At 50.3% G+C, this 2,500-nt stretch carries 2 rRNA genes (1 of these 2 cut by a window edge); both read right to left on the reverse strand.

Annotated elements, in window-relative coordinates:
• Nucleotides 1–40: 40 nt before the first annotated feature.
• Nucleotides 41–156, reverse strand: a 5S ribosomal RNA gene (rrf, locus tag RDV53_RS00005).
• A gap of 143 nt (nucleotides 157–299) precedes the next feature.
• Nucleotides 300–2,500: ribosomal RNA gene (locus tag RDV53_RS00010) — 23S ribosomal RNA — on the reverse strand; it runs 697 nt beyond the window's last position.

Here is a 2,500-nt window from a genome sequence, read left to right on the forward strand (position 1 = left end):
CAAAAACCCCAAGCTCTTCAGCTCGGGGTTCACATTCAGTACCTGGCGGTGTCCTACTCTCACATGGGGATGCCCCACACTACCATCGGCGCATCGGCGTTTCACTTCTGAGTTCGGTATGGGGTCAGGTGGGACCACCGCTCTATCGCCGCCAGGATTATTCCTTTAATAACTTTTCTCTCTGCTCTCACTATCTCTAGTGCTCACAACCAAACAAGCTGATTCACTTCAAAACTTTCTTCTTCATCTCTGAATCTTTTTATTTTAGTCTTACAACCTCAAAAACCCTTGAGCGTTGTATAGTTAAGCCTCTCGGGCAATTAGTATCTGTTAGCTCAACGGCTCGCACCGCTTACACACCAGACCTATCTACGTCTTAGTCTTAAACAACCCTTACTGTCTTAAAGACAGGGAGAACTCATCTCTTGGCAAGTTTCGTGCTTAGATGCTTTCAGCACTTATCTCTTCCGCACTTAGCTACCCGGCAATGCGTCTGGCGACACAACCGGAACACCAGTGGTGCGTCCACTCCGGTCCTCTCGTACTAGGAGCAGCCCCAACCAATTCTCCAACGCCCACGGCAGATAGGGACCGAACTGTCTCACGACGTTCTAAACCCAGCTCGCGTACCACTTTAAATGGCGAACAGCCATACCCTTGGGACCTACTTCAGCCCCAGGATGTGATGAGCCGACATCGAGGTGCCAAACACCGCCGTCGATATGAACTCTTGGGCGGTATCAGCCTGTTATCCCCGGAGTACCTTTTATCCGTTGAGCGATGGCCCTTCCATTCAGAACCACCGGATCACTATGACCTACTTTCGTACCTGCTCGACTTGTCTGTCTCGCAGTTAAGCTTGCTTATACCATTGCACTAACCTCACGATGTCCGACCGTGATTAGCAAACCTTCGTGCTCCTCCGTTACTCTTTGGGAGGAGACCGCCCCAGTCAAACTACCCACCAGACACTGTCCGAGACCACGTTTCGTAATCTTCGTTAGAACATCAAACGTTAAAGGGTGGTATTTCAAGGACGACTCCATAATCACTGGCGTGACTACTTCTAAGTCTCCCACCTATCCTACACATCAAAATTCAATGTTCAGTGTCAAGCTATAGTAAAGGTTCACGGGGTCTTTCCGTCTAGCCGCGGGTACACCGCATCTTCACGGCGATTTCAATTTCACTGAGTCTCGGGTGGAGACAGCCTGGCCATCATTATGCCATTCGTGCAGGTCGGAACTTACCCGACAAGGAATTTCGCTACCTTAGGACCGTTATAGTTACGGCCGCCGTTTACTGGGGCTTCGATCAGGAGCTTCTCTTTCGATTACACCATCAATTAACCTTCCAGCACCGGGCAGGCATCACACCCTATACGTCCACTTTCGTGTTTGCAGAGTGCTGTGTTTTTAATAAACAGTTGCAGCCAGCTGGTATCTTCGACCGGTTCAACCTTCATCCGCAAGGGACTACAATCTACGCCGGCGCACCTTCTCCCGAAGTTACGGTGCTATTTTGCCTAGTTCCTTCACCCGAGTTCTCTCAAGCGCCTGAGTATTCTCTACCTGACCACCTGTGTCGGTTTTCAGTACGGTTTAGATAAACCTGAAGCTTAGTGGCTTTTCCTGGAAGTGTGGTATCGGTTACTTCAGCTCCGTAGAGCCTCGTCATCATCTCTCGGTGTTAAAGAAGTCCGGATTTGCCTAAACTTCACACCTACCAACTTAAACGCACATATCCAACAGTGCGATAACCTAACCTGCTCCGTCCCCACATCGCAGTTTATCCAAGTACGGGAATATTAACCCGTTTCCCATCGACTACGCTTTTCAGCCTCGCCTTAGGGGCCGACTCACCCTGCCCCGATTAACGTTGGACAGGAACCCTTGGTCTTCCGGCGAACGGGTTTTTCACCCGTTTTATCGTTACTTATGTCAGCATTCGCACTTCTGATACGTCCAACAGCCCTCTCGAGCCATCTTCATCCGCTTACAGAACGCTCCCCTACCCAACAGTATTGCTACTGATGCCGCAGCTTCGGTGCTATATTTGAGCCCCGTTACATCTTCCGCGCAGGCCGACTCGACTAGTGAGCTATTACGCTTTCTTTAAATGATGGCTGCTTCTAAGCCAACATCCTAGCTGTCTAAGCCTTCCCACTTCGTTTCCCACTTAATATAGACTTTGGGACCTTAGCTGGCGGTCTGGGTTGTTTCCCTCTCCACGACGGACGTTAGCACCCGCCGTGTGTCTCCTGAGTATCACTCTTCGGTATTCGTAGTTTGCATCGGGTTGGTAATCCGGGATGGACCCCTAGCCGAAACAGTGCTCTACCCCCGAAGGTGTCCGCTCAAGGCTCTACCTAAATAGATTTCGGGGAGAACCAGCTATCTCCCGGTTTGATTGGCCTTTCACCCCCAGCCACAAGTCATCCGCTAATTTTTCAACATTAGTCGGTTCGGTCCTCCAGTTAGTGTTACCCAACCTTCAACCT

It is taken from the genome of Haemophilus parainfluenzae ATCC 33392 (assembly GCF_031191205.1).
Classification (GTDB): Bacteria; Pseudomonadota; Gammaproteobacteria; order Enterobacterales; family Pasteurellaceae; genus Haemophilus_D; species Haemophilus_D parainfluenzae.